Below are 22,166 nucleotides of genomic sequence, written 5' to 3' on the forward strand. Positions count from 1 at the left end.
GATAACTTGACACATAATACTTTTTTTTTACAATGAATTCTTGGAAAAGTTTAAAAATTCTTGCAAAATAAGACTAACCTACGAAAGAAACATTCTTCTTATATTATACTGTCATTATTTCAGCAAACAAGTTGTTCCATTTTTTTATAATACTTTCAGAATCGAATGTTTTTCTATATTCTAAATTATTCCCTCGCAATTCTTCAAGAAGATTTTTTTCATTAACTATTTTTATAATTGCATTAGCAAATTCCTGTATGTTTCCATCTTCAATTAAAAATCCAGTTTTATTCTGCAAAATGATTTCTGCTGGTCCTGTTAGAACATCGAAAGCCACAGCAGGAATGCCAAATTGTAATGCCTCAATAAGTACCATTGGATATCCTTCAAACAAAGATGTCATTAATATTACTGATGCTTTTCTATATAAAACTTCAATTTGATTTGTAAATGGTCGCATCTCTATCTTTTGCAAGCCTTTTTCTTTAATTTTAGTTCGTAAAAAAAACTCCTGCTCTCCCTCTCCAATCAATTCAAGACGATAATCTCCTAATTTACCAGACTTCTCAACAAGCTCCCAGACATCTAACAGACGGTCAAATGCTTTTTGTGGAGAAAATCGACCAATAGCTATAAATAGTTTCTGTTTCTCTTCAATATTAACGCATGGCATATTAAAAACAGGAAAATTAGAAATCGAAATCGCTTTTTTAGTATTCCAAAGCATTTTGTCTCTTTCGGTTAAAACAATAATCTTCTGAGATTTTTTTTTTGCTAAATAAATACAAATGTCGTAAATAAATGATTTATGCGAACTGTAATTTATATGCTCCCAACACACATTACGTATTTTTGTTCCTGCCAAGGCAGGTAAAATCCACAACATATTAGTGGCCTGCACACTAATTAAAATATCAATTTCGTTTTGTTTAACAGAATTTCTTAATAAACAAATAATGCTAAAATAATGTTTTCGAATTGAACCCTTTTGCCCCCAATCTTTGATGTTTAATGATTTAATTTTAACCTTAGGACTTATTTCGTAAACTAATCTAGCTGAATCAAAATCTGCTATAGTAATAATACTAATATCATTATCTTTCGCTAATAAATTAGCAACTGAAATAGTTATTCTTTCTGCACCTCCTCCAAAGGTTATATCCCCAGTCAAAAAACAAATTTTTTTCATTAAGTAATATTTTTTAAAATTAATTTGTCTCTTTAGTACTTATAAAAATTCTAACTTCTTCTTTAAATAAAAAAAGCTTACGAGTTTTAATTTTTTTTCCAAAAATCAATATGAATTTTAAAAAAAAAGAAATTTTATTTGAATTAAATAGAGCAGTACTATTCACTTCTGGAAATAAATTAATCCCTTTATCATATATATACGGATTTTGCAAACCATTCCAAAGATGTAAATTTTTAACTATAATTTTATATTCTAGAAAATCTTTTGCATATTTATTATAGATTTTTTTCTCTCTTAAAAAATTTTCAACATATAAGACAACTTGAACTATATCATTTAGAGATTTTTTAGTATAATGACTGGTTGCGGAAGAATTATTGTATTTATTATAGTAAAATGAGACTATTTCCAGATAATCAATTTTTTTTGCAAAATAAACTAATCGTAAAATTGTGCAAAAATCTTCACCCATATTAAATCCATTTATCACCCTTACATCATTCTCGGTATATAAAGCTTTCTTAATTAACTTATTTGACAAGGAAACATCTAAATCTCCTCTTAAAAGTAAGCTAACACAGTTATTTCCAATTACATTTTTTTGTGATTGCAAAATCTTAGTGCTACCAAAATCCAAAATAAAGTCAGTTACTAAAATATCTAAATCTTTCTCTTTAGCGACGCTATACATTTGAAGTAACATATCTTTATTACAATAATCATCACTATCACAATGTATGATATATTCTCCACGAGCCATATCTATACCTTCAGCTCTAGTGGAAGCAACCCCTCTATTCTCTCTTTTTACAAATAGGATTTTCTCAAAAAAATTGGGATATCTAGTGATAACATTACTAATAATTTCGGCAGATTTGTCAGTTGAACCATCATCAATTATTATAAACTCTACATCACTTAAAGTTTGTTCCATTAAACTGATAAGAGCTCTCTCTACATATTTCTCTGTGTTATAAACAGGTACTATAACTGAAACTTTAGGAATCATATTTAAAAATTTGAAGTATAGATTAGATTATAAATAATTATTTTACTTAAAATCAATCTTCTAAAAAGGTATGAAGTCTGTTAAGACAATTTGATAAAACATTAAAAAACTCTTACAATGATTTTTTTTTGCCGAAAAATTTTAGAGTTGATATAATTACTTTAATTTTTGATTTTACATTGCATATAAATTTGTAACGAACAATTTAATAATATTACAATTTTGCAAAAACAGTTTATTTACCTTTATTCGGGTTTTGTTAGATAATATATTTATAATCATACCAAACTTCTTTTAAGCTTCGATTCTTATCCACTCTTCTGGTACAAATGTATCCATGTTCTCTATCGTCATATCGTTTAAAAATTTTGATGGTACTATCACCATTTTATTTTTATTCTCATTAAGCCATGCTCCCCACCAGCTAAATGTACTATTAGCTAATATGTTGTTTTTACATAAACTCATAAGTTGCATATCTATATAACTGTCAGCTCCCGTATTCCAATCAATGTATTCAGCATTTGGAATTTTTAAATTTTCTTTACACCAAGCAATATCATTAGAGAATATAAAAAAATAAGGATTTTCAACTTTCTCTTTTATCAATTTAATCGCTTGTTCGTAATAATTTAATGTACAAATATTACCATACAGCTTCCTATTTATCTCAGTCTCTAAATAATCACCTCTTCTTACATGCAAAGAAACAGAGTTTGAAGTAAATATTCTATCTGAAATCTCTTTGTTTTTATCAGCCAGTTCATTCTTAAATTTAAAAGAATCTCTGACATCTTGTTCTATTTCGATAAAATATTTTTCGCTCGCCCAATATCCGCTATAATATTTCCAGCCTTTCATCTCCAATACTTCGGGATGATAAAATGTATCTTCAAGAACTACATTTAACTTCAATATTCTTCTTAAAAATTTAATCGCAGTTGAATTAACATTAAAGCTATGTGTTAAATGTTTTAAATTAAAAACATTTTCTAATTGGTAAGCATGTAGAGTGTAGGCTTTAAAACTAGTTGTATCCAATTTTACATTATCATGTTTTTTCATCAGTGCCAAATAAAAAGCGTATTGAAACATCTGATTACCAAGGCCTCCTATTACTTTTACTACTTTCATCTTTTAATAATTGAGAATATTTTTTCTTTAAAATTTAATTTTAATTTTAGAAATGTGTATTTAGAAATCGAAACCAAAGCCTCGATGGTAGAATATTTAACTTCCTCGATATTTTTTAAATTTAAAAAAATAGTATCTGCATAATTTTTAGGTAAAAACAATTTATATTTTTCAGATTCCAAATAATTATTAATTGCGTTTATTTTTTCATTATAATCACTTTCCGACATATTCACAAGATATTCTCTAAGCGTTTCATTATCTTTAAAATCCATTCGATTTACGAAACATTCAGTCGGAACATATTTATCTATATTTTTGGCACCCCAATAAACAGGAACTGTATTTGCATAAAAACAATCAAACATTTTTTCAGTAATATACCCCTCTATGTTTTCCATGTTTTCATAACAAACTGCGAATTTATAATTCTTCAAGACATCAGATTTATTTTCAACTATTCCCTTATAACATGGATGGTTTATTTCATCCCAACCAATACCATATAAATCCAATTCATCTAAGTAATTATTTTCAAAATAGCTTATTGTTTTTAATCTTTCTGAATATAATTCGTAGCTTCCTTTTGAAGTTTTATTTCCTGAAATATTTACTAATAATTTTTTATCATTAAAATCTACAGCAAATTTCTGTCTTTGATAAGGCATTACCCAATAGCATTTATAGATTCTTTCCTTGTTGATAATCTCATCATTCCAAGTTAAAGTCTTACCAAATATTTTAGAAATAATCTTTAAGTTTTTATTTGAATGAAACTGATCAACAATTTCAGGTTCCAAAGGAAGATAAATAGATTTTTTAAGTTTTCTACTTAGAAACAATTTTAAAATCAATTTTAAATCAATTCTATAAAACAAGAAGGCATCACTAGATTCAATTGAGTTAATGTCATTTGTGTTTAAAGATAGTCCAAGGTTTTCAAATGACAATTTTAATTTCTCCATGGGTTCCAATATATTATCCCGAACATTACTATTATCAAAAATTCTGTTTTGTTCTAAGCTATTATATATTGGAATTAATGCTATTTTTTTCATTTTGAGATTTATATTATTCTCTACTAAAAAGTGATTTGATCTGTTTATTGTCTTTTGACAAGCATAAACTTGAAAGCAAAAGATAGAGTAAGCATAAAAGGGTTGTTAGAAAAATAACACATACGATGTTTCCTTCAATTTTATTTATAAAATATCCCCCTATAATTGTTGGAATCATTGAGATAACAAAATGTTTCAATAAAAACACATTATTTTGAACTAATAGATTTTTTGTTCTATTTTTTAAAATTATCGGAAAAAGAAAAAAAGGTGATATTAAAGTTCCCAAAAATGTACCTAATGCTATTCCTGCTAATCCGTAATATTTGCACAAAAAAGCAGATAATAATAAATTTAATCCTCCTTCAAGCCACGTAACAAATACGACTCCTTTTAGATGATTAAATGTATTTATCATAATATAATTTAAATTTACAATAGAAAAAACATAAGAATACGCGCCTAAAAAAAGTAAAACGCCCATTCCGGCATATCCTTCTTTTCCTACCCATAAATATATAAGAGTTTTTCCAAATGCTAAAGTGCCTACCCAAAACAAACCACCTAATATTGTAACAGCAAAAAAAGTTTTGTCGTATATTTTTTTTATATATTCTTTGTTATTAATATTTCTACCAATAAGTGGTACTATTGAACTATTAAAAATATAAATCAAAGAAAAAATAATTGTATAAAGACGATAAGTAACTGAAAAAGAAGTCACATATTCGATTCCCATGAATTTTGCTATAACAATATTATCTGTATTCAAAACAACCATTGAAGCTATTGCTCCAAACATACAACTTATACCTGTATCAAAAATAATCTTGTATGATGTATCCCTGTTGTTGATTTCACTAGTGTGTGAGTCGACATCAAGCTTTCTAAGGATAATGTATTTAAAATAAACCGTTTTTATAATATTTAAAGCAAGAGAAGAAAGACTTACTGCGAAAGCTAACCAAATTAGATCTTTCCGTAAGTAAATAACTAATGAGATACATAATAATGAAAAAACTGAACTAATAATTCCAAAAAAATTTTCTATATAGTTTTTTTGAAACCCATTTAATGCAGATGTTACAAGAGAAAAAGGCAACATTATTACACAAAAAATAATCATTATAATTGATGATAATTTTGCTTCATTTTCTAATGTTCTTGGTGCATTGATAAATTCTATCCATTCTGGAAAAAAATAGTTGCCTAATAATAAAATTATTAGAATTAATGGCAACAAAACAAAAATTAGGTTTAATGATTTTTTAAGTATCTCAATTTTAGATAAAAAATTTGAATTTTTATTGATTAAGATACTAGCTGCAGCATTTAATCCTAAATTTGTCATATTTAAGAATAATATAAAGGAATTGATAACATTCCAAACACCATATTTCTCCGTTCCAAAATATTTTAAAGTCAATGGTACAGAAATAATACCAATTACAGCAACTACTACAGTCTTTATTAAATTAGAATATATTGTTAATTTATATAACGTATTATTATTTTCACTCATTTATTAATTATATGTGTTCCAACAATTTATTTTTGAATTCAAAAATAAATAAATTATTATTTTCTGTGTCTAGGTAAAGATTTCCATAAGCAGCATAAAAAATATACCAATCTTGTTGATGACAAATTTTGAATTATACCAATTTTAGTTTTATAACCTAAATTAAATACCCTCTTCGATTGTTGCAATTTTTGATTGAAACTATTATAATCATGTCTTTTAATAGCTAACTTGGCTAAAAACATATAGTCAATTGCTTCGGTTTTTGATAATTTTTTTTTGTACTTTTCTTCTAATGAATTTTTATTTATAAAATTTTTTATATGTTGTAAATGAAATGCAAGCTCTTCTCTTTTAACATCTAAATAAATTGAGCTCTCTTGCTTACTATGAATTCTATATCTTATTAATTTCTCATTAATTATTCCAATTGGACCATTTAAAAGTATTCGTCCCCACATATCTTGATCCTCTATATATTTTAAATCTGGATCATATCCGTTCAATTTTTCGTAAATATCTTTTCTTATCATTGAAGTGGGACAGCAGAAAGAACTACCCCCTCTATCTATTACAATATTAATGAACTCATCTAAGTATACTTTGTGTAACGTTTTTTCACTATTAGTCGGAAATTTATTTATTTCTATAACTTTTCCATGCTTATCAATTTGATCGTACAAACAAAAAACGCCTAGTAAGTCAATGTCATTATTTAATACTTCAACTTCTTTCTCAATAATATTTACATCATAAACATCATCAGAATGATAAATAGCAATATAATCTCCATTAGACATAGAAATTAATTTATTACAATTTCCAGAATATCCTAAATTGATTTCGTTTCTATAATATCTAATTCGTGAATCTTTTTTTTGAAATTTTTCTACTATTTCATAGGTATTATCTGTCGACGCATTATCTCCAATTATTATTTCAATATTTTTGTAGCTTTGTCCAACTATACTTCTCAAGGCCTCTTCTATAAAATCTCCAGCATTATATGTTGGAATACAAATAGAAACAAGTTTATCTTTCATTTGTTCATTAACTATTTAAGTATCCATCTTATGAAATTCAATTATTATATTATTATTGGTTTTTACAAAAAAACATTTTTAATTACTTATTCGTAATAAAAATCCTTTTTTGATGAATAACCTAGTTTTATTGAAAACTAACTATCCAAATATTCTCTAATTACATTCGCTATATAATCATAATGCGATTCATTCAATCCTGGCCAAACACCCAACCAAAATGATTTATTCATAATAGTGTCTGTATTTTCTAAAGACCCTACCACACGATGTTCAATATTTGCATATGCCGGTTGCCTTAATAAATTACCTCCAAATAACAAGCGTGTGCCAATTTTATTTTTTTCTAAATGCTGCACTAACATATGACGATCATTTGCATCTCCTTCACGAAGAGTCAATAAAAATCCAAACCAAGATGGTTCCGAATTCGGAGTAGGTTCAGGTAAGATAAAAACCTCCTCAAATTCTTTCATACGCTCATATAAAGCGGCATAATTTTCTTTACGTCGCTGTACAAATTGATCAATTTTTCTAATTTGTGAAACCCCAAATGCCGCCTGCATATCAGTAACTTTTAAGTTAAAACCAATATGCGAATAAGTATATTTATGGTCATATCCGTATGGCAATGTTCCTAATTGCTGACCAAATCGACATCCACAAGTATCGTCTTTTCCTGGCTCACAATAACAATCACGTCCCCAATCTCGGAAGCTTTCGGCTAATTTCGATAAAACAGGATTATTTATTAAAACCGCTCCACCCTCACCCATTGTAATATGATGTGCCGGATAAAATGAAAATGTAGAAATATCTCCAAAAGTTCCTGTTTTCTTTCCATTATAAGTTGCTCCTAAAGAATCGCAATCGTCTTCAACTACCCATAAATTGTACTTTTTCGCAACACGCATTATTTCATCTAAGTCAAAAGGATTGCCTAGTGAATGAGCAATCATGATCGCTTTTGTTTTAGGACTTACTGCTGCCTCAATCATATCTGCTTTTACGTTATGTGTTGCAATATCAACATCAATAAAAACGGGGATGGCTCCAAATTGAATTATAGGATTTATTGTTGTTGGAAAACCAGCTGCTACAGTAATAACCTCATCACCCGGCTTAATCGCTCTTTCTCCTAATTTTGGAGAAGTTAAAGCATAAAATGCTACCAAATTAGCAGAAGATCCTGAATTTACCAATAGTGATCTGTGCGCCCCAAAATAGGCAGCAAAATCTGCTTCAAATTTATTAGCAAAACGACCTGCAGTTAACCAACCGTCAAGCGCAGCATCAACTCCCATTAAAATATCTTCTTCATCTAATACTTTTCCAGTAACTGGAATGTAATTTTCTCCAGCAATAATAACTTGAGTTGATTTTTTCTTTGCAATTTCTCTTAAACTGCTTAATAGAGAATCTTCTTTTAAATTTTGTAACATATACGTTTATCTTTAACAATAATTTTAGTCAATTTAAGTGGCTTCCATTGCAATTGGTTTAGCAAATGGTTCCATTTCAGTAATTGGTCTGCCAAAAGCAATTTTGGGATAGGTATTGGTATGAGGATCGATCATGACCTGCAATAATTGCGGTTTATCTTCATTTTCAATATTCCAAAACCAATCTATGGCATTCTCAATTTCACTCGGATTTTCGATTGTTTTCGCATCTATTCCATACGCTATAGCAACTTTAGTAAAATCAGGAGCGTCATATCCCCAATAGGTGGACTGATAACGTGATTCAAAATAGCTATCTTGAAATTGTCTGATCATACCTAAGGTTTTGTTATTTAAAACAACAATTTTCACAGGAAGTTTATTTCTAACAATTGTTTGCAGTTCCTGAATATTAATCTGCATGCAGCCGTCTCCTATTAAAACAACGACAGGCTGTTTGTCAAGTGCAATACTTGCTCCTATTCCAGCTGGCAATGAAAATCCCATTGCCCCCATTCCTCCTGAGGTCAAAAAATGTTGATCATTGTAAAGCTCTAAAGATTGTGCTGCCCACATTTGATGACTTCCTACATCTGCTAAATAAGCTTTTGCTTTTTTAGATTTGTTAGAAAGTAAATGCATAAAAACATTAGGATTTATACCTTTTGGATCTAATTCTTTTGTATCTGGCCAAGTTTTCTTCAATTCATTGATTTGATTGAACCATTCTTGTTTTAGAATAAAAGAATCATTAACTGTATTTTCTTTAAATTCATTAAAAAATGATTTTAAATCTGTTACAATAGACTCACAACCTTTTACTCGATTATTGATCTCGCCTTTCTCACAATCAATATGATAAATTTTTCTATTTTCGATAAATTTAGTATCAGCACCTGTTTGTCTAATATCTAAACGACTTCCTAAAACAATCAATAAATCACATTCTCCAAAAGCAATATTAGCCCATCTATTTCCATAACTGCCAATAAATCCAACACGTTGAGAATTATCATATTTTATTGTATCTAATCCTAAAAGTGTAGTAATGACAGGCAACTGTGTTTTTAAAATAAACTCGTTGAATAATTCCTGACTTTTACTTGCCTTAATGCCTCTTCCGGATAATATAAGCGGTTTTTTAGCTTTTTTAATGTCTTCTATTAGATGATCTAAAATATTAGGATCAATTTTTAAAAATTCTAAAGAATCTTCAATAAGAAAATTATTCTCGATCTGAACGCGTTGAACATCCATTGGAATATCAATAAGAACAGGACCTGGCCTTCCTTCTAGTGCAATTTTAAAAGCATTTTCAAAAATGGCCGGAATATCGTTAGGATCATTAATATGAAAACAAGCTTTAGTAATAGGTTTTGCCATAGAAACAATATCCGTTTCCTGAAAACCTAATTGTCTAATCTCCCTATCTCCTTTTAATTCATGTCTGTTTACCTGACCTGTGATAAAAATAGAAGGTGTTGAATCGAAGAAGCAACTACCAATTCCTGTCAGTAAATTAGTAGCTCCGGGTCCAGAAGTTGCTAAAGCAATTCCTGGCAAACCGGTAATTCTGGCATAACCTTCAGCAGCAAATGCAGCCGCTTGTTCGTGATGCATTGTAATGATATTAATGCTCGTTTTTTGATTTAAAGAGTCTAGAATATGAGTTATCATACCACCTGATAATTCAAAAACACTTTTAATTCCTTTTTTTTCTAAAAACTCTGCAATAAACTCAGATGCTTTCATAATTTATCTTTTTAAATAATAATTTAAAGTATTTTGCAAAGCAATATCATAATTAGAAAATTGAATTTTTCCAATTTGAGCACTTAATTTTAGCATATCGCCTTCCATATGCATTGATTGCCCGGATCTATAATCTAAAGCTCCAAAATTTAAAACAAATTCTGGATTGACAATGTTCTTTATATTTTCAATTAGAGATCTTATAGTTCTAATTTCAGTAGAAGAAATATTATAAACTCCAGACTCAATGTCGTTTACAACAATTCGCTTCATTATTTCAGCATAATCTTTAACATATAAGTAAGCGTATTTCTGCTCTCCTAAAGTAAATTCCATCTCATTTTTATTTAGCATTGAATTTATCAAAGATGGAATTAACCAATTCGAATTTTCTTTTTCGCCAAACACCGAAAACAACCTCAGCCAAATCCAATTTATATTATTTATAGAGGAAAAACTTTTTAAAATTTCCAAACAAGCCAATTTAGTAGCTGCATATGCATTTAAGGCATTTGTTTCAATATCTTCAGATATTTTACTATTTATAATACCGTATTCAGCTTGTGAGCCTAAAAATATTATTTTTTTTACTTCTAAAATTTTAGCGACCTCTAATAACTCGCCAAAAAAGGCAACATTCTTAGTTTGCTCTGTCCAATTATCCCTATCATTTGCCTCAACACCAATCCAAGCAGCGTGAATAATTATATTAAAAGAGTAATTGGTGAGCGATTTTAGAAATCCATTACTTGGAATATCAACCCAAACTACTTTATCTTTAAATTCCTCGCATCTCCATATATCAGAATTTTCACGTTTTAACCCAATTACATTAATATTATTAGAAATTAAATTTTCAGCTATATGAGAGCCGAGAAAACCAGTAATTCCAGTAATTAAAACGTTAAGCATTTAGAAATAATTTAACCTGAGATTCTGTAAATAAATTAATATCCTCTTTTTTAGTAGCAAATTGATTATACCAATCCATTGTCATTTTAACAGCTTTAGCTGCATTCAATTTTGGCTCCCATTTCAATTCATGTATAACTTTGCTAATATCAAGTTTCAATAACCCTGCTTCGTGAGGCTGATTTTCTTCGATTTCCAATTTATATTCTCCTTTGCCCCAGCTTTGAATTGCTAATTTAAGCATGTCCTCTACAGGAAGTGCATCAGACAAATAAGGTCCAAAATTATAGGCTTGATTAAATTGCAATGGGTCTGCACATAAATTAGCCCCCAACAATAGGTAACCCATTACCGGTTCTAATACGTGTTGCCAAGGCCTAACTGATTTAGGATTTCTTATTATTACCTCTTTATTGGCAGTAAAGGCCTTTGCAATATCAGGAACTAAGCGATCCTTTGACCAATCTCCTCCACCTATAACGTTACCAGCTCTTGCAACAGCAATCGCTTTTTGGTGCAAATTATATGTTTTGCTATTAAAAAATGAATTTCTATAAGAGTCTATTACTAATTCAGCACACGCTTTACTCGCACTATATGGATCGTATCCTCCTAATCTATCATTCTCTCGATAAGGATAAAGCCATTCATTATTATGGTAAACCTTATCAGTAGTGATTAGTATTACATCACATTTTTTTTCTAAAAGCCTAACCGCATCTAAAACATTAGCTGTACCTATAACATTTACTTCAAAAGTTTCTGCTGGTATTTCATAAGAAAGGCGAACTAATGGTTGTGCAGCCAAATGAAAAATAAAATCAGGTTGAAAATCAACAACCTCTCTCTCTAAACGTACTTTATCCCTTAAGTCTGCAATTACTGAATCACATATATTTTCGCCTTCAATAAGATAAAATAAATCATCTTTCGTTTGAGGTTCTAGAGCATAACCCTTTATGTCAGCTCCTAATAAAGATAAAGTTTTTAACATCCAAGCACCTTTAAAACCAGTATGACCTGTTAAAAAAATCTTTTTCCCATTATAAGATTTTCTTAATTTTTCAAATAACGAATCTACCATGTTTTCCATTTTGCATTTCCAGAACTCCACATTGCTTCAAGTTCGACTCTATCTCTCAATGCATCCATGCATTTCCAAAATCCATTATGTTTATAAGCTGCCAATTGTTGATCTTTTGCGATAGCTCCCAAAGGTTCTTTTTCCCACTGAATATCTTCAACATCGTCTTCAAGATATTTAAAAATACCCGGTTCCAGAACGAAAAAACCACCGTTTATCCACATTCCGTCACCAACCGGTTTTTCAATAAAACTATCAACTTCACCATTACTGCCAATTTCTAAATTACCAAAACGTCCAGGAACCTGAACACTTGTTAAGGTAGCCAATCTACCATGAGATTTATGAAATTGAAGTAATTCGGACAAATTAACATCCGCTACTCCATCTCCATAAGTGAGCATAAAAGTTTCATCTTTTACATATTTTTGAATACGTTTTAATCTTCCTGCTGTATTAGTATGCAATCCAGTATCTATCAATGTAACTTTAAAAGATTCAGTTTCTGAATAATGAACATTGATATTATTGTTAGCCAATTCAATTGTTACATCAGAATTATGTAAATAATAATTATAAAAATATTCCTTGATATAAGTAGCTTTATAACCCAGACAAATTATGAATTCATTGTAGCCATGTTGTTCAAACATTTTTAAAATATGCCATAAGATAGGTTTACCACCAATTTCGACCATGGGTTTGGGCCTAGCCTCAGTTTCTTCCATAAGGCGAGTCCCAAAACCACCTGCAAAAATTACTACTTTCATTATTTTATCTTGTTATTTATAATTATTATATCTCAACAGAAACATTACTTGTTAAAGGATAACTGCAGCATAATAAGTATTCATTTTCATTCAAATCAGTTCGCGGACTGCTTAATCCGATCATTTTTATCTCTCCTGATTTAAGGGTTGCTTTACAAGTACTACAATTTCCAGTTTGACAGGAATAAGGCAGCTCTAAATCTAATTCTAATGCTTGTTCTAATATCGAATTCCCTTTGATTATTGTAATTTTATTTTCGATGCCCTGAAAATTCAATACAATTTCCTGATCAAATATCTCTTTAAAATCTTCAGGATTTTTAATAATCTCAAAATCTTCAGAAAAGAGATTATCTAGATTTCCTTCTAAGTTCAGTAAAGATTCTTTAATTATATTTTTTAATCCTATCGGTCCACACACATAATGCATTACAGGCTGATCAATTTTTCTCATTAAATCTCCAATAAAATTAGAATTTATTCTTCCATGAAAATTGTGCGATTCACTATCAAAAAACTCTTCTTTGGAATAGAAATAATAAACATTAAAACGTTCTGAATAAATACTCTTAAGTTTTTCTAAATCATCAAAAAAAATCACCGATTTTTTAGACTTATTACCATACACCAAATAAACATTTATTGTGGGAGAAAAATTTAACAATTCTTTTATCATTGAATAAAGAGGTGTAATTCCACTCCCAACTCCCCAAAAAACAATAGACTTCATTAAGTCCTTCGATTTAAGAACAAAATCACCTAACGGTTCTTGCACTTCTATAACATCATTAACTTTAATATTGTCATTAATATAATTCGATACAATACCACCAAAAACACGCTTTACCGTTACATCAAGTGTAGAGTCGATTACTGGTGCCGAAGAAAATGAATAAGGCCTGATATATCTCCTTCCACTTATTCTAAATTGAAGTGTAAGATATTGGCCTGCTAAATATTTAATTTTTTTTAATCCAGGCTGTTTAAAACATAAAGTAACAGTGTCATCACTTTCTTTTTTAACCTGGTGAACTTTTAAAGTATAACTTTTCATTTTAGTATAAAAATTTATTTGGCTAATTCTTTAAATATTCTTTTTAAAATCAAAAAAAAGACAACTAAAAAGCCTGCTAAGGTGCCTCCCAAAAAAACTCCTTTTGCTTTACCAAAGCGCTCTTTCGGTAATGGTAAAATTGGTCTATCAATTATCTGAATCAAAGGAGTTTCCTTACGTAATGTCACTTTAGCCAATTCTGATTGTTTAACCAACTCCGTTAATATAGCTGTATTCGCCTGAACATCTACCTGTCTTCTTGCTGATGGTGCTCTTCTTGCATTAAGTGCCGGATTTAAGCTAAAAGTATTATCAGTTGCTATTGCAACTCCTGTGATAGCGCTATTAAGCTCTCGACGGATAGAATCGACCTGACGTTCTAAAATCAGCATATTCATTCTAGCTTTTTTACTTTTAGTATCAATATAAAAGCGCCCTACCTGCCTTGCTAAAGCCTCACAAAAAAATTTTGCGAATTGTTCATTTGTAGAAGATAAATCAATACTTAAAATTGAGACTTTTTTATCTTTTTGACCTACAGATAATCCTGACTTAGACAAATCCTTATAAATTTCACCTAAGATACTATCCTGTGATCTTGTAAAATGGGTACGATCAGCATTAGGAGAAAATTTTATTGATGCAAATTTTGGTTTTTTATCCCAATCTTTGCGCAATTTATTATTTTCAATATACATTTCTGCTAACGAAATATTTTTCCCATTAAACATAACTGGAGAAAGTAACGTTTTCTCAACCATCGATCTAGATTTAAACAATTCTGTTAAATTAGATCCTGCAAATATTCCTCCACCGCTTCCACCTAAATCTAAACCAAAAGAACTAGCCAAACCAAAAGCACCTCCTAGCCCTCCTGATTTATCATCTTCCAACGCAAAAGATAATGTAGCTGTATAAACTGGCTTTTTGGAAAAAGAATAAAACAATCCCAAACCCGCTCCAAATATTCCAGATAACAGTATTATTTTCCATTGTAAAAGAAGATAATTATACCATTCCTTGACTTTTCCTATTAATTCCGTTAATGAAATTTCATCATTTTCAGTAATTTTGTTATTCATTAAAATTTTATTTAAAAGCTGTAACAATTAACAATGCTAAACTCGCAAAGGCAGTACCAAGACCAGCCCATTCTCCAGCACTCATTTTTTTCTTTTCAGGTTTTTCAGGAACTACAATTTGTGAGTCTGGCTCTACTCGAGGATAAGATTTAAAAAATAAAAAAGAACTTGTCACTGCAGCCTTTCCATTTGGATAAATAATATAAGCTTTTCTTTTCCATCCTTTACTATCTACACCACCTACTGAATTAATATAATACTTAAACCCTTTTCCACTTCGATATGGTATTTCGGAAGTCAGCAATACATTCCCTGTTACTTTTACCCCTTCATTATAAACAGCTACTTCTATCTCATCTCCCGGGAATAATGTCACATTTGAATAATGATTTTTATCCTTTACAATTTTTTCCCAATTTACAGGAATAGTCACATATTTTAAATCTTCACTTAGCTTTTTACTTAATTTTTCTTTAATAGTATCACTTTTTGATAAATTCAGATCAATGCGCTCTAATTGTTCAATCTGTTCTTTTTTAATAGGTCTTTTAATTTTCATTCCATCTAAATTGGCAATAGATGTTAGTCCTCCAGCTCTCATAACAACGTTATACACTGTCTCTTTTTTATTCGCTAATACATACTTACCCGGATAACTTACGGCTCCAACAACTAAAACCATTTCTGGCTTTTCGTAAACTGCAATTCTTCGAATATTAATAACGTCAAAAGGCTTTAAAACAAAATTTTTAATTTGTTCATTATTGTTCGCTCTAATTTCAAGTTCTACTAATTCGATACGTTTAGGATCGGCATCATCAATTACATCAGACTTTACCATTCTTGCAATTTCAACTCTTTTAGATGCTGAACCTGTAAGACCACCAACCTGAACCACCAAATCATTTAATGTCAAATTTTCAAAATATTCATATTCTCCTGGATTTTTAACCTCTCCATCAATCGTAACCTTATATTCTTCTCTAAAATCTAAAATAGAATATACTGTCACGATATCTTCTCTCTTTAATTCAATATCTGAATTTAAATCTCCTGATAAAGCCGCACTTAAGTCGACATTTACAATTTCTGTAGTCAAATCTGTTTTTAAACGAATTATCCTTGCTCTTTTTGTATAAGCATCTTCTTTAAGACCTTCTGCTCTTGTAATAAGATCCGAAATTCGCATTCCTTCATTATAAGAGTAATAGTCCGGTCTAAAAACTGCACCCTCGATTTTAATACGGTTCTCAAATCGGTTTAAAATTTTAGTAATCCTAAACACATCGCCAGATTGTGGTAAATAGGAATTATATTCGCTTTCATTTATATCATGCACTTTGAATTCTTTTCCTGTCTTCTGCATTACATTTACTGAAGCTGTATAAGCAAATTCATTAAAACCAGATGCAAAATTCAATAAATCAGAGAATTTTTCTCCTTTTTTCATCTCGAAAATCCCTGGACGTTTTACCTCACCCTCAACTGTAACCCTCTGGCTATAAGCTGGAATTCGAATTACATCATTATCTTTCAAACTCACATTATCAGATTGGTCTCCTTTAACCAAAAACTTATAGATGTCTACATTTTTGTAGACTTTATTATTTCTAATTAATTCTATATTTCTATAACTTCCATTCTTTCCCGGTCCTCCCGCTAAATGCAAAGCATTATATACTGTTGCCAAAGAAGAAATAGAATAATTACCTGGCTGTTTTCCTCCTACAATAGTAATTTTAATGGTACGAATTCTACTTAAACTTACACTAACTTGTGATTGCCCGGAACTTACTGTACTATAAACCCTTGCAATAGATGCTTTTATTTTTTGAGTAGCTGCTTCGATTGACATTCCCGAAACCGAAATTTGACCAACGTAATCTATCGTTATCTTTCCTTCTACGCTGACTGGAATACTGGCATTGTATTCCTGAACACCATATACACTTATCTGCAATTCATCTCCTGGTCCCAAGACATAATTCATAGGAGTGGCTAACTTTAAATCCGGTTCAAAATTTAAAGTAGGATTATCAAACAATTCAGAACCGAAAATTAAAGCATTTATAGAATCTTTTACTTTATCGTTTTTAATTTTTTCCTGTTTTCTTCCAAAATCCGAATCCTTATCTACTATTTTTGGTTTATTATCTTTATTTTTATCTTTTGAATCGTCTTTTGAATTTTTCTTTTCATATTCATTAAGCTTAGTTCTAAGCTTATTAAACTCCGCTTGAGTCATCCCTTTAGACAAAACCATTGATTCTACACTATCAATTGTTGCATTATTGCTTTTTAATTGAGCACTAATTTTAGCTAAATCATCATCAGACAAATAATCGACTTTAACAGTACTTAAGTCCTTAGACTTAAGTATATCCTGAGCATTTACATTAAATGACAATAATAAAATAAAAATCAGCGTAAGAACGTATGTTATTTTTTTCATATGAAATTATAATTTAACCTATTTGGTTTAAATAAAACTACTTGCTTTTAAGAGTATTGTTTTTGATAATAATCTTTATAAGAACCAGAGGTTACATTTTGTAACCATTCTTCGTTGTTAAGATACCAATTAATTGTTTTTTCCAAACCTTCCTCAAAAGTAACAGAAGGTCTCCATCCTAATTCCTTATTAATTTTAGAAGCATCAATAGCATATCGTAAATCATGCCCAGGACGGTCTTTAACGTAAGTAATCAAATTTTGAGAAGCTCCTTCAGATCTACCTAATTTTTGATCCATAATTTGACATAATAATTTTACCAGATCAATATTCTTCCATTCATTAAAACCTCCAATATTATAAGTCTCATGATTTTTACCATCGTGAAAAACTAAATCTATCGCAATAGCATGATCTTCTACAAACAACCAGTCACGGGTATAATTACCATCTCCATAAACTGGTAGTGGTTTATTATTTATAATATTATTTATAAAAAGCGGAATTAATTTTTCAGGAAAATGATAGGATCCGTAATTATTGGAACAATTCGTTAAAACATAAGGTAATCCATAAGTTTCCCCGTAAGCTCTTACAAAGTGGTCAGAGCTTGCTTTAGAAGCTGAATAAGGAGAATTAGGATCATAAGAAGTAGTTTCAGTAAAAAGTCCTTCTGCTCCTAGTGAACCATAGACTTCATCTGTACTAATATGATAGAAACGTTTCCCTTTAAAATTATTTTTCCATTGATTTTTGGCTGCATTCAATAAATTCATAGTTCCAATAACATTTGTTCTCACAAATGCTAATGGATCTTCAATAGAACGATCTACATGAGATTCTGCTGCCAAATGTAAAATACCATCAAAATTATGCAATGAAAAAAGTTCATTGATAAAAGCTTCATCAACAATATCTCCCTTTATAAAAGAATAGTTCGGTTGATTTTCAATATCTTTAATATTCTCAAGATTACCAGCATAAGTCAAAGCATCTAAATTGAATATTTGATACTCAGGATATTTGTTTACAAAACGTCTTACTACGTGTGAACCAATAAAACCGGCACCGCCAGTGATAAGAATTTTTTTCATTTTACTCAATTTAATAAATCTGAATTTATTTTTTCCAACTCACTGTAGATATCCTTAACATCCTGTGAGTTTTCTTTTTGCAAAATTAAATTTGCTGTATCGGTGTACACGAAAATAGTGTTTTTTAATCCCAGAAAAGTAGTATGCTTACCAGAACCAATTACCATATTTCCATTTTTATCTGTAGGATGTCCTTTTGAAACTAAATAATCATAAACCGACTCAAAAGATCCTAAATCAGACCAAGAAAATGATGCAGGTACTACCTTTATTTTTTTGCTGCGTTCCATAACTGCATAATCAATGCTTATTGATGGAATTTCTAACGACAAATTGAAATCTAAAAATCCATTTTCACTTGCTTCCCAAACAGCTTTAGATTTTTCATATACATCTGGTTGAAATTGTTTCAATTCATCTAAAAGAACGCTTGCCTTAAAGCAAAACATTCCGCTATTCCATAAAAAGTTTCCTTTAGTAATAAATTCTTTAGCTGTAGTTTGATTTGGTTTTTCGCGAAATGAAATTACATTATCTCCTTTTGACTCGATATAACCATATCCTGTTTCCGGCTTCGTAGGAATAATTCCAAAAGTCACAATAAAACCATCCTGAGCTTTTGAAATAGCTTCATTAATTGCTTTATTATAATCCTCTATTTTATCAATAATGTGATCTGATGGAGTTACAATTAAGATATCATCCGGATTTGACGCAAATGCAGCGAAAGCAATTGCTGCGGCAGTATTTCTAGGTGTAGCCTCTACTATATTTATGTAAGAAGTTTTGGTTTTATCCATAACTTTTCCGCTTAAGTGATGATTATCCACATTCCCTACCACCATTACTTTATTTGCTAAATGACTGTTACGATCGACAGTTATTTCAAATAAAGATTTATTTTCAAAGATTTCAAGATATTGTTTAGGTTGGCTTTTTCTTGAAAGTGGCCATAATCTGCTTCCTACACCCCCAGTTAAAATAACGTGAGTTACTGATACTCCCATATAATATTATATTTTTTTTAATTGTTTTTCAGCAACCTCTTTTCTAAGATTACTACTTGAAAATCGATGATCTCGAACATTAAAGTAAAGTGCTATTCCTTTTTGTTCACAATAATCACGTCCAGTAAAATTTTTCTCGCGATATTCATTACCAATAATACGTACATCTATTTTAAAGGAACGTAAAATATCTTCGAGATCCTGTTCTGTTGCATAAGGAACAATTTCATCTACAAATTTACAGCCTTTTAATTGTATATATCTTTCAACTACCGTCTGGGAAGGGCTATTTTTTTCAGGACGATCAAGTGTTGGATCTGTTTGCAAACCTACTATCAAATAATCGCATTCTCTTTTTGCTTCTTCTAACATTTTAATATGTCCAGCATGCAGTAAATCAAAAGCACTAAAAGTTATTCCTACTTTCATAATTTATTAATTAAAGCCTGTTATCTGCTATAGTTCCTAAAACCCCTTTTACATCATATATTAAACTATTCTCATTTTGCAACTCGGCAAAATTCAGCTTTAAAAATTCAGCATGTGCTACTCCTAAGACTAGCGCGTCAAATTTATCGTTTGGAGTACTATTAATTGTTATTAAATTATATTCTTTTTTTACATCATTCACATTAGCAAGCGGATCAAATATTGTCACTAAAATACCATACTCTTTTAATGCTTTTATAACATCTACAATTTTGGTATTACGAACATCAGGACAATTTTCTTTAAAAGTTATTCCAAGCATTAATAAATTTGCTCCATTAACAGAAATTCCTTTTTTAATCATCAACTTCACTATTTGTGAAGCAACATATTCGCCCATACTATCATTTAAACGTCGTCCAGCTAGAATTATTTCAGGATGATAACCGAATTCCTGAGCTCTTTGTGCTAAATAATAGGGATCAACGCCAATACAGTGTCCTCCTACTAATCCTGGTTTAAATGGTAAAAAGTTCCATTTTGTAGATGCGGCGGCTAATACTTCCTGCGTATCAATATTCATTAAATTGAATATTTTAGCCAATTCATTTACAAAAGCAATATTAATGTCTCTTTGTGAGTTCTCAATCACTTTTGCAGCTTCCGCCACTTTTATACTTGGGGCTAAATGTGTTCCTGCCGTAATCACTGATTTATATAAAGCATCAACTTTTAATCCAATTTCAGGTGTTGAACCTGAAGTAACTTTTAATATTTTTTCGACTGTATGCTCTTTATCGCCTGGATTTATTCTTTCCGGTGAATATCCCGCATAGAAGTCTTCATTAAATTTTAATCCTGAAACTTTTTCTAAAACAGGAACGCATTGTTCTTCTGTTACACCTGGATAAACAGTTGACTCGTAAATTACGATATCTCCTTTTTTTAAAATTTTACCAACTGATTCACTTGATTTATATAATGGACTTAGATCAGGTCTATTATTTTTATCTACCGGAGTAGGAACTGTAACTATAAAATAATTACAATCTGCAATATCATTTAAAGAAGTGGTGCAATACAATCCAGCTTCAGCGGTCGAATTATCCACTAAAACAGCTTGCAAAGTAGCATCATCAACTTCTAACGTTGTATCTGTACCTGATTTTAATGAAGCTACCCGGGCTTCATTAATATCAAAACCAATAACTGAATATTTCGTTGCAAATAATCTAGCCAAGGGCAAACCAACATAACCTAAACCAATAATGGCTATTTTTATGTTTTCGCTCAATTTATAATCTTTTTTATCCATTTCAGTCATAACAATTCACGGCTTCGCCACTCTGAGTCACAAAGATTGGACACAGATACTCTAAAATCATTTTCGGCAAATATAGCACATTAAGTCAATTTATTCAATACGGTTTCCCGTAATACAGAAAAAACTAACAAATAAATAGTACCACTAAGCACCAACACTCTATCTATCAGTACGTAAAAATTTACGTTATAAAAAAAACAGAAAATAAAATCTCTATTTGAAGAAATTTTACCTTCTGTTTATTACCAATAGTTACACAATATAACTACATTATTTATATTTTATTTTAAGAACACACCCTAAAGATTCCAAAACTAACGTATAATAAGTATTCGATATTTCCTGAACTATTGCATCCTGATTGCTAAATGCGCCAGATTCTAACTTTATACGATCTCCAACTTGGATGGATGTTACTGAAATGTCACTAATATTTGGAGCTTTAAGACTATTTTTTATAATATCTATTTCTACATCTTTAACAATAGCAGGTTTACCTAACCAAAATAAATATCGAACAACACCGGAAATTTGAAAAACAGAATTTCGATTACCATCTTCTAATTGAACAAATACATACGAATTAAAAAGAGGAACTTCTACTTTCTTTTTTCTATCTGTCCATTGCTTAATTTGGGTTATTAAAGGACAATAACACTCTATCCCAATTTCACTAAGCTTTTCTGCAACTTTCTTTTCCCACTTGGGTTTTGTATATACCACATACCAATTCTTCATTTTTTCTTTATATTGAAACAAAAATTTTAAGCCAATCTTTCTCTATTTATTTCATATTAAATTCTACC

Annotated in this window: 19 protein-coding genes; all 19 read right to left on the bottom strand. The window is 30.0% G+C overall.

Annotation, left to right across the window (positions count from 1 at the left end; translation table 11 throughout):
• Window positions 1-103 precede the first annotated feature (103 nt).
• The 19 genes from ACQY44_RS15980 to ACQY44_RS16070 all read right to left on the bottom strand — a co-directional run bounded on the left by ACQY44_RS15980 (window position 104) and on the right by ACQY44_RS16070 (window position 22,098).
• Window positions 104-1,189 carry a glycosyltransferase family 4 protein gene (locus ACQY44_RS15980; protein WP_428231329.1) on the bottom strand — a complete coding sequence of 362 codons (1,086 nt, stop codon included), beginning with the start codon at window positions 1,187-1,189 and terminating at the stop codon, window positions 104-106.
• 19 nt (window positions 1,190-1,208) lie between these two features.
• On the bottom strand, window positions 1,209-2,201 hold the full coding sequence (locus ACQY44_RS15985; protein ID WP_428231330.1) for a glycosyltransferase family 2 protein: 993 nt from the start codon (window positions 2,199-2,201) through the stop codon (window positions 1,209-1,211).
• A 294-nt stretch (window positions 2,202-2,495) separates the two neighbouring features.
• Window positions 2,496-3,335, bottom strand: a complete 840-nt coding sequence (locus ACQY44_RS15990) for an alpha-1,2-fucosyltransferase (RefSeq protein ID WP_428231331.1) — start codon at window positions 3,333-3,335, stop codon at window positions 2,496-2,498.
• Complete coding sequence (locus ACQY44_RS15995; protein ID WP_428231332.1) at window positions 3,332-4,393, bottom strand: glycosyltransferase family 10 domain-containing protein; 1,062 nt, start codon at window positions 4,391-4,393, stop codon at window positions 3,332-3,334. Before ACQY44_RS15995 ends, ACQY44_RS15990 begins: the two co-directional genes overlap by 4 nt.
• A gap of 13 nt (window positions 4,394-4,406) precedes the next feature.
• Window positions 4,407-5,915: a lipopolysaccharide biosynthesis protein gene (locus ACQY44_RS16000; RefSeq protein ID WP_428231333.1), complete on the bottom strand. Its 1,509-nt coding sequence runs from the start codon at window positions 5,913-5,915 to the stop codon at window positions 4,407-4,409.
• Between the two features lie 56 nt (window positions 5,916-5,971).
• Entirely contained in the window at window positions 5,972-6,958 is a 987-nt protein-coding gene (locus ACQY44_RS16005; RefSeq protein ID WP_428231334.1) for a glycosyltransferase family 2 protein, read from the bottom strand.
• Between the two features lie 137 nt (window positions 6,959-7,095).
• Entirely contained in the window at window positions 7,096-8,400 is a 1,305-nt protein-coding gene (rfbH, locus tag ACQY44_RS16010; RefSeq protein ID WP_428231335.1) for a lipopolysaccharide biosynthesis protein RfbH, read from the bottom strand.
• Between the two features lie 33 nt (window positions 8,401-8,433).
• On the bottom strand, window positions 8,434-10,152 hold the full coding sequence (locus tag ACQY44_RS16015; protein ID WP_428231336.1) for a thiamine pyrophosphate-binding protein: 1,719 nt from the start codon (window positions 10,150-10,152) through the stop codon (window positions 8,434-8,436).
• A 3-nt stretch (window positions 10,153-10,155) separates the two neighbouring features.
• Window positions 10,156-11,064: an NAD-dependent epimerase/dehydratase family protein gene (locus ACQY44_RS16020; protein ID WP_428231337.1), complete on the bottom strand. Its 909-nt coding sequence runs from the start codon at window positions 11,062-11,064 to the stop codon at window positions 10,156-10,158.
• Window positions 11,057-12,148, bottom strand: a complete 1,092-nt coding sequence (rfbG, locus tag ACQY44_RS16025; protein WP_428231338.1) for a CDP-glucose 4,6-dehydratase — start codon at window positions 12,146-12,148, stop codon at window positions 11,057-11,059. The genes ACQY44_RS16020 and rfbG overlap by 8 nt, the downstream gene beginning before the upstream one ends.
• Complete coding sequence (gene rfbF / locus ACQY44_RS16030; protein ID WP_428231339.1) at window positions 12,142-12,918, bottom strand: glucose-1-phosphate cytidylyltransferase; 777 nt, start codon at window positions 12,916-12,918, stop codon at window positions 12,142-12,144. The genes rfbG and rfbF overlap by 7 nt, the downstream gene beginning before the upstream one ends.
• A 25-nt stretch (window positions 12,919-12,943) precedes the next feature.
• The gene (locus ACQY44_RS16035; protein WP_428231340.1) at window positions 12,944-13,972 is read right to left on the bottom strand and encodes a flavin reductase family protein; all 1,029 of its coding nucleotides are present in this window, start codon (window positions 13,970-13,972) and stop codon (window positions 12,944-12,946) included.
• A gap of 14 nt (window positions 13,973-13,986) precedes the next feature.
• A complete protein-coding gene (locus ACQY44_RS16040) occupies window positions 13,987-15,054 on the bottom strand; it encodes a Wzz/FepE/Etk N-terminal domain-containing protein (protein ID WP_428231341.1) in 1,068 nt (355 codons plus the stop codon).
• Window positions 15,055-15,061: 7 nt separating this feature from the next.
• Window positions 15,062-17,506: an SLBB domain-containing protein gene (locus ACQY44_RS16045; protein WP_428231342.1), complete on the bottom strand. Its 2,445-nt coding sequence runs from the start codon at window positions 17,504-17,506 to the stop codon at window positions 15,062-15,064.
• Between the two features lie 47 nt (window positions 17,507-17,553).
• Window positions 17,554-18,600: a dTDP-glucose 4,6-dehydratase gene (rfbB, locus tag ACQY44_RS16050; RefSeq protein WP_428231343.1), complete on the bottom strand. Its 1,047-nt coding sequence runs from the start codon at window positions 18,598-18,600 to the stop codon at window positions 17,554-17,556.
• Between the two features lie 5 nt (window positions 18,601-18,605).
• The gene (locus ACQY44_RS16055; protein ID WP_428231344.1) at window positions 18,606-19,607 is read right to left on the bottom strand and encodes a mannose-1-phosphate guanylyltransferase; all 1,002 of its coding nucleotides are present in this window, start codon (window positions 19,605-19,607) and stop codon (window positions 18,606-18,608) included.
• A 6-nt stretch (window positions 19,608-19,613) separates the two neighbouring features.
• Window positions 19,614-20,036, bottom strand: coding sequence for an adenylyltransferase/cytidyltransferase family protein (locus ACQY44_RS16060; RefSeq protein WP_428231345.1), 423 nt, complete (start codon window positions 20,034-20,036; stop codon window positions 19,614-19,616).
• 10 nt (window positions 20,037-20,046) lie between these two features.
• Entirely contained in the window at window positions 20,047-21,360 is a 1,314-nt protein-coding gene (locus tag ACQY44_RS16065) for a nucleotide sugar dehydrogenase (protein ID WP_428231346.1), read from the bottom strand.
• Between the two features lie 270 nt (window positions 21,361-21,630).
• Window positions 21,631-22,098, bottom strand: coding sequence for a UpxY family transcription antiterminator (locus ACQY44_RS16070; RefSeq protein ID WP_428231347.1), 468 nt, complete (start codon window positions 22,096-22,098; stop codon window positions 21,631-21,633).
• Between the last annotated feature and the right edge of the window lie 68 nt (window positions 22,099-22,166).

The organism is Flavobacterium sp. (genome assembly GCF_965277525.1).
In the GTDB taxonomy this organism is placed as follows: domain Bacteria; phylum Bacteroidota; class Bacteroidia; order Flavobacteriales; family Flavobacteriaceae; genus Flavobacterium.

Excerpts from the sequence above, each read along its gene's own strand:
- rfbF (WP_428231339.1), bottom strand. The coding sequence starts at position 12,918 with ATGAAAGTAGTAATTTTTGCAGGTGGTTTTGGGACTCGCCTTATGGAA.
- ACQY44_RS16015 (WP_428231336.1), bottom strand. The coding sequence starts at position 10,152 with ATGAAAGCATCTGAGTTTATTGCAGAGTTTTTAGAAAAAAAAGGAATT.
- rfbH (WP_428231335.1), bottom strand. The coding sequence starts at position 8,400 with ATGTTACAAAATTTAAAAGAAGATTCTCTATTAAGCAGTTTAAGAGAA.
- ACQY44_RS15990 (WP_428231331.1), bottom strand. The coding sequence starts at position 3,335 with ATGAAAGTAGTAAAAGTAATAGGAGGCCTTGGTAATCAGATGTTTCAA.
- rfbG (WP_428231338.1), bottom strand. The coding sequence starts at position 12,148 with ATGGTAGATTCGTTATTTGAAAAATTAAGAAAATCTTATAATGGGAAA.
- ACQY44_RS16055 (WP_428231344.1), bottom strand. The coding sequence starts at position 19,607 with ATGGGAGTATCAGTAACTCACGTTATTTTAACTGGGGGTGTAGGAAGC.
- ACQY44_RS16060 (WP_428231345.1), bottom strand. The coding sequence starts at position 20,036 with ATGAAAGTAGGAATAACTTTTAGTGCTTTTGATTTACTGCATGCTGGA.
- ACQY44_RS16040 (WP_428231341.1), bottom strand. The coding sequence starts at position 15,054 with ATGAATAACAAAATTACTGAAAATGATGAAATTTCATTAACGGAATTA.
- rfbB (WP_428231343.1), bottom strand. The coding sequence starts at position 18,600 with ATGAAAAAAATTCTTATCACTGGCGGTGCCGGTTTTATTGGTTCACAC.
- ACQY44_RS16065 (WP_428231346.1), bottom strand. The coding sequence starts at position 21,360 with ATGACTGAAATGGATAAAAAAGATTATAAATTGAGCGAAAACATAAAA.
- ACQY44_RS16020 (WP_428231337.1), bottom strand. The coding sequence starts at position 11,064 with ATGCTTAACGTTTTAATTACTGGAATTACTGGTTTTCTCGGCTCTCAT.
- ACQY44_RS15980 (WP_428231329.1), bottom strand. The coding sequence starts at position 1,189 with ATGAAAAAAATTTGTTTTTTGACTGGGGATATAACCTTTGGAGGAGGT.
- ACQY44_RS15985 (WP_428231330.1), bottom strand. The coding sequence starts at position 2,201 with ATGATTCCTAAAGTTTCAGTTATAGTACCTGTTTATAACACAGAGAAA.
- ACQY44_RS16070 (WP_428231347.1), bottom strand. The coding sequence starts at position 22,098 with ATGAAGAATTGGTATGTGGTATATACAAAACCCAAGTGGGAAAAGAAA.
- ACQY44_RS16000 (WP_428231333.1), bottom strand. The coding sequence starts at position 5,915 with ATGAGTGAAAATAATAATACGTTATATAAATTAACAATATATTCTAAT.
- ACQY44_RS16045 (WP_428231342.1), bottom strand. The coding sequence starts at position 17,506 with ATGAAAAAAATAACATACGTTCTTACGCTGATTTTTATTTTATTATTG.
- ACQY44_RS16005 (WP_428231334.1), bottom strand. The coding sequence starts at position 6,958 with ATGAAAGATAAACTTGTTTCTATTTGTATTCCAACATATAATGCTGGA.
- ACQY44_RS16035 (WP_428231340.1), bottom strand. The coding sequence starts at position 13,972 with ATGAAAAGTTATACTTTAAAAGTTCACCAGGTTAAAAAAGAAAGTGAT.
- ACQY44_RS15995 (WP_428231332.1), bottom strand. The coding sequence starts at position 4,393 with ATGAAAAAAATAGCATTAATTCCAATATATAATAGCTTAGAACAAAAC.